Here is a 5,360-nt window from a genome sequence, read left to right on the forward strand (position 1 = left end):
CTCGCCGACGCTGGCGGGGCGCAGCGGATCGTCCTGCGTGCTGCGGAACGTCGTGTAGTAGGTCGTGCCCGTGAGGACTCCGTCCTTCCAGGCGAGTCGGGTGCCGCCCGAGAAGTGGCGGACCGTTCCCGCGTCCTGGGTGACCCGGCGTTCCCCCCACGCCTTGATGGCGTCGCGGCCGTTCATGGTGCCGAGCGGCCCGACCGAGACCGCATCCTCGGCATACAGGGTGTAGAGCCGGTCGGCGTGACCGTGGTCGAGCAGCCAATGATGCTCCGCCACCAATTGTTCGATGGCGACGCGAATCTCGGTGGTGACGGCGGGTGTCGACCCGGAAGTGTTCTCGGTGTTCTCGGTCATCGGTTCATGCCTTCGAATCGAGGGTTGCGCGCACGCAACCCAGTCCGGTGATGGTGGCGGTGCATTCGACGTCGGCCGGCCAGGGCTCGATGTATCCGATCGAACCCGAGAGCAGGATCTCGCCGGCCCGCAACGGATGCCCGATCCGCAGTGCCGTCTCGGCGAGCCATTGCACCGCCTTGATCGGGTGGCCGAGCACGTTGCTTCCGATGCCCCGGGTGATCTCGTCACCGGTCGCGGTGGTGATCGACATCTCGACACCGGTGAGATCGACCTCGCCGTAGGCGTGTCGTTCCTCGCCGAGGACGACCCCGTCGCACCCTGCGTTGTCGGCAATGGTGTCGACGATCTTCCCGACATTGCCGGCAAAGCGGAAATCGACGAGTTCGAATGCGGGAGTGATGTATTCGATCGCGTCCTCGATCGCATCGGGGTCGGCAACGAGGATGTCCTTCGCCAGGACGAAGGCGACCTCGGCCTCGATGCGCAGGAAGTTGTGCGCGGACGCGGGGATCACGACGCCCGAGGAGTGGACCATGTCGTCGTGGATGATGCCGTAGTCGGGTTCGAAGACCCCGACCCGCTTCTGCACGAGCGGGTTCGTCAGACCGACCTTACGGCCGACACGACGCACACCGAGTTCGGCCTCCCGCCGGGCCGCGACGAGCTCGGAGATGCTGTACGCCGCATCGAGATCACGCTCGGGCAGCCGCGGACTGACGAAGTCCATGGTGGTGACGTCGCGGCGGGCGCGATAGAGCTCGTCGGCGATCTGTTCGATGACGCTGGTCTCTGTCATGGTTCAGCCTTTTCGTGCGAGGAAGTCGAGGACGGTGGCGTTGAAGGTTTCGGGGTCCTCCCACTGCGGCCAGTGCGCCGCATTCTCGATGAGCAGGAACTGGCCGTCCGGAATCGACTCGGCGAGTTCCTTTCCCACCTCGGGTCCGCCGCTGGGCTCGTGGTCGGTCCATACCAGCAATGCAGGTACGGGGATCGCCGCGAAGTCCTCGTCGGTGACCCGGTTGCGGTAGCGGGTCTCCGGCTGACGCAGCACCGCGATGTGGTGCATGGCGTCGCCGAAGCCGTCGCGGGAGTACACCGCCTGCCGGATGTGGACCAGTTCGTCGGTGATCTTGCCGGGGTCGTGGATGACGACCTGCAGCCGCTTCTTGACGTTGTCGTAGGTCGGTTCGGTGACGGCCTGGCGGCTGACCGACTGGGCACGGTCGACCCGCTCGGCGGTCGTGACGCGACCGCCCGGGGCACTGAGGATCACCGTCCGCACCCGATCGGGGTGGTGGCCGGCGAACTTGATCGCGATCCAGCCGCCGAGGGACTCGCCGCACAGGTGCGCGCGGTCCAGGCCGAGCACGTCGAGCAGGGCGAGCAGGTGTTCCTCGTATTCGGGGATCTCGAGGTCGTGGTCGGTCAGGGTGGTGAAGCCGTGACCGGGATAGTCGTATCCCACCACCCGGTACTTCGAGGCCAGAGCACGGATGTTCTGGGTGAAGGCCTCGATGTGGCCGGTGGTTCCGTTGAGCAGGACCACGGTCTGCTCGTCGGGTCCGCCGGGGCCGTCGACGGTGAGTACGCGGGTGCGCCAGCCGTTCACCTCGAGATATTCGAGGCGGTGCGGCAGGTCGGCGACGGCTTCCCAGAAGGTCTTGAACTCGTACATGTCCTCACGCTCCGATCGCGGCCTGGATACCGAAGCCGGCGCCCCAGGTCTCCACGGCCCAGTAGTGGTCGACGGTGAGCCGGTAGGGGCCGGCGGTGGACAGGGCGGCGTACGCCGCGATCCAGCTGCGCATCTCGTGGGCCGCGCTGCCCCCTTCGGCGACGAACCGGTCGTTGTCCCAACCGTCGACGGCGGACAGCTCACCGGAGCGGAAGGTGTTCAGCACCAGCGCGTCCCAGGCTTCGTTGAGCGGTGCGCTCGAGGCCTTGCCGTCGGCGATGGCCTGGATACCCTTCACGATCGCCTGTTCGCGGGCGGCGCGCTCCTCCCGACTGGGGGCGTACTCGACGAGGCGCCGGCGCACCGGTTCCGGGGCGTCGTCCCAGCGCGGGACGGGCGGGTTGTGCGAGATGCCGCCGGAGGCCACCAGCAGAACTCGCTTGTCGAGCTGCTGCGCCGCCCGGCCCACGGCCTCCCCGAACAACCGGACACGCTGCATCGGCGTGAGCGGGAATCCGAGAGCGTTGACGAAGATCGGAACGATGGGCCGGCTCAAGGGGTGGCCGTAGATGAATTCGAGCGGTTGCAGGATGCCGTGGTCCACCGTCATCCGCTCGGACCGGCCGATGTCGATTCCCTGTTCGAGGACCAGTGCGTGCAGGGTTCGGGCGATGTCCCCGTCGACGGGCACCGGGCCTGCTGTGGTGCCGTAGTCACCGACACCGACGGCCTCGGCTCCGATCGCCCAGGGGGTAATCAGCGAGTACAGCTGACCGTTGAAGTGATCGGGGCCCAGTGCGACGACCACCTCGGGGTCGAAGCTCTCGACGAAGGAGCGCACTTCACCGATTGCGGCCTCGATTTCCGCCATCGTCGTGCCTCCCGGGTCGACATTGCCGAATGACGGCGCATGGGACAGGGCGGCGACTGCCAAAGGCATGACAGGAGTTCCTTTCATAGGGCACCCGCACGTGGGCAGGATCGAGGACGGGAAAAAAGACTCTAGTCTCTAGAGTCGTCACTCTAGAGACTAGAGTCACATGACCGCAACCACACTTCGCCCCAATTAGTGACTCCGGCTATTCGCCGGGCGCGATGGGCATGAAGAGAGCCACCCCGGTATGGACAGATCTGCCCGTACCGGGGTGGCTGGAGAGGCAACACATTGTGCCGCCCAGAAGATCGGAGCTCAGGAACCGACCGGATCGGTCAGCATGATGCCGAAACCGGCACCCCATTCGTGGACCGGCCAGTACCAGCGGCCTGCGACCGTCGGGGTGTCGACGGCGTTGACCGCCGCGAAGGCGGCGACCCACGCACGGATCTCGTGCGCCGATCCCCCACCCTCACGCGCCATCCAGTCGGTGGCCCATCCGTCGACCGCGTCGAGACGACCCTCGGCGAAGGTGTCCATGACGAGCCGGTCGAACTCCTCGTTGAGGGGCTGCTGACCGGTGCCGGTGCGCACGTGCTCGCGCGCGGCCTCGATGACCCGGCGCTGCCGTTCCTCCCGCTGCTCGGGGGTGTAGTGACGACCGTCGATCAGACGCTCACGCAGCTGCTCCGGCGCCCCCTCGAGCTTCGGGACCGGCGGATCGTGCGACAGACCTCCGGATCCGACGATCAGCACCCGCTTGTTCCAGCGGGCGGCCTCGCGGCCGATCGCCTCACCGAACCTGCGCACGCGGCGCATCGGCACCAGCGGCAGACCGACCGCGTTGACGAACACCGGCACGATGGGACGCTCGTAGTCCACGCCGTAGAGCATCTCGAGCGTCTGCGTCATGCCGTGGTCGACATACAGCCGCTCGGACTGGGCGACGTCGATCTCCTCGTCGAACACCGCCTGCACGAGCCGGGCGGCATGCTCCCGGTCGACCGGCAACGCGCGTTGCTGCGTGCTCCAGTCCCCGACGCCGATGGCCTCGGAGCCGATGCAGAACGGCGGCATCATGTCGTAGAAGACACCGTTGAAATGATCGGGTCCGAAGACGATCGTGATCTCGGGATCGAAGTCCTCGATCGCCTTCCGAATCTCGTCCGTCGCCGCATCGATCTCACCCAGCACGCCACCGGCGGGCTCGATCTCGCCGATGAGCGGCGAGTGCGACATCGTGCAGACCGCGATGGCCATCGGCTACTGCTCCGCGACGATCTCGTTGCGCAGGACCCCGAGGCCGGTGATCTCGACCTCGACCACATCGCCGGGATTCAGCAGCGCCGGCGGGTCCATGAACAGGCCCACACCACCCGGGGTTCCGGTGACGATGATGTCGCCGGGCGCGAGCGGGGTGAAGGTCGAGATGTGCTCGATCAACCGGTCGATCGGGCAGCGCATGTCCGCAATCGTGGCCTTCTGGCGCTGCTCACCGTTGACCCGCGTCTCGAGGGTGCATTCCTGAATGTCCTCGATGTCGGCGGCCGGCACGAAGTACGGGCCCATCGCGCCGGTGCGCGGGAAGTTCTTCCCCGGGATCCACTGCGTCGTGGCGCGCTGCCAGTCACGCACGGTGAAATCGTTGTAGATGCTGTAGCCCGCGATCACCGACTGCGCCTCCGCAGCGGGAACCTTGAAGGCCGGAGCGCCGATGACCACGGCGAGCTCACCCTCGTAGTCGAACTGGGTGCCCACCGCCGGGATCTCGACCGGGACCAGGTGACCGGTCTGGGAGTCGGCAAACCGCGTGAACAGGGTCGGGGCACCGACCTCGGCCTTACCGGTCTCCTCCAGATGCGACCGGTAGTTGACGCCCACGCAGATGATCTTGGCGGGGTTCGGCACGGCCGGCAGGAAGGAAACCTCGGACTCCTCGGCAACGGGCTCGAGGCCGTCGACCAGCGAATCGCGCAGCAGACCCGCGGCTATGGCGTCGCGCAGGGAAGCGGCCACGTCGGCGCCGTTCACGCCCAGGTCGTAGACCTGCCCGTCGACCACGGCACCCCAACTCTGACGACCCTCAACCTCGAAACTCACGTACTTCACAATCACATCTCCTCTGAAGAATGTATTTTCACCACAATAGTACGTCAGTAGTTAAGCAAAATATAGTCGATCGCGGAAGGTGCCGGGCGGCGAGCAGGTGGGAGATACTTGCGCCCATGCGACTGACCCACTTCGGACACTCCTGCCTGCTCGTCGAACACCGCGGCGCGAAGATCCTGTTCGACCCGGGCACCTTCTCGCACGGCTTCGAGGGCATCACCGGGCTCGACGCGATCCTGGTCACGCACCAGCATCCCGACCACGCCGACGCCGCGCGCCTGCCCGCCCTGCTCGACGCGAACCCCGACGCGAAGCTGTTCTCGGATCCGCAGTCCGCGG

7 protein-coding genes are annotated in these 5,360 nt (G+C 66.6%); 1 reads left to right on the top strand and 6 read right to left on the bottom strand.

What is annotated here, in order from left to right:
* The 6 genes from I0Q12_RS18675 to I0Q12_RS18700 all read right to left on the bottom strand — a co-directional run.
* A partial coding sequence (locus tag I0Q12_RS18675) for a nuclear transport factor 2 family protein (protein ID WP_197253407.1) occupies positions 1-360 on the bottom strand: 360 nt, incomplete at its 3' end.
* A 4-nt stretch (positions 361-364) separates the two neighbouring features.
* Positions 365-1,159 (bottom strand): 2-keto-4-pentenoate hydratase, encoded by a 795-nt coding sequence (locus I0Q12_RS18680; protein ID WP_197253409.1) that lies wholly within the window; start codon positions 1,157-1,159, stop codon positions 365-367.
* A 3-nt stretch (positions 1,160-1,162) separates the two neighbouring features.
* Positions 1,163-2,038, bottom strand: a complete 876-nt coding sequence (locus tag I0Q12_RS18685) for an alpha/beta fold hydrolase (protein ID WP_197253412.1) — start codon at positions 2,036-2,038, stop codon at positions 1,163-1,165.
* Positions 2,039-2,042: 4 nt separating this feature from the next.
* A complete protein-coding gene (locus I0Q12_RS18690) occupies positions 2,043-2,978 on the bottom strand; it encodes a 3-carboxyethylcatechol 2,3-dioxygenase (protein ID WP_197253414.1) in 936 nt (311 codons plus the stop codon).
* A gap of 249 nt (positions 2,979-3,227) precedes the next feature.
* On the bottom strand, positions 3,228-4,172 hold the full coding sequence (locus I0Q12_RS18695) for a 3-carboxyethylcatechol 2,3-dioxygenase (protein ID WP_197253416.1): 945 nt from the start codon (positions 4,170-4,172) through the stop codon (positions 3,228-3,230).
* Positions 4,173-4,175: 3 nt separating this feature from the next.
* Entirely contained in the window at positions 4,176-5,012 is an 837-nt protein-coding gene (locus tag I0Q12_RS18700) for a fumarylacetoacetate hydrolase family protein (protein WP_197253418.1), read from the bottom strand.
* 125 nt (positions 5,013-5,137) lie between these two features.
* Here I0Q12_RS18700 and I0Q12_RS33225 point away from each other — a divergent pair.
* Positions 5,138-5,360: MBL fold metallo-hydrolase (locus I0Q12_RS33225; protein WP_231610980.1), on the top strand; the 223-nt coding region annotated here is incomplete at its 3' end.

It is taken from the genome of Rhodococcus sp. CX (genome assembly GCF_015865005.1).
Classification (GTDB): Bacteria; Actinomycetota; Actinomycetes; order Mycobacteriales; family Mycobacteriaceae; genus Rhodococcus.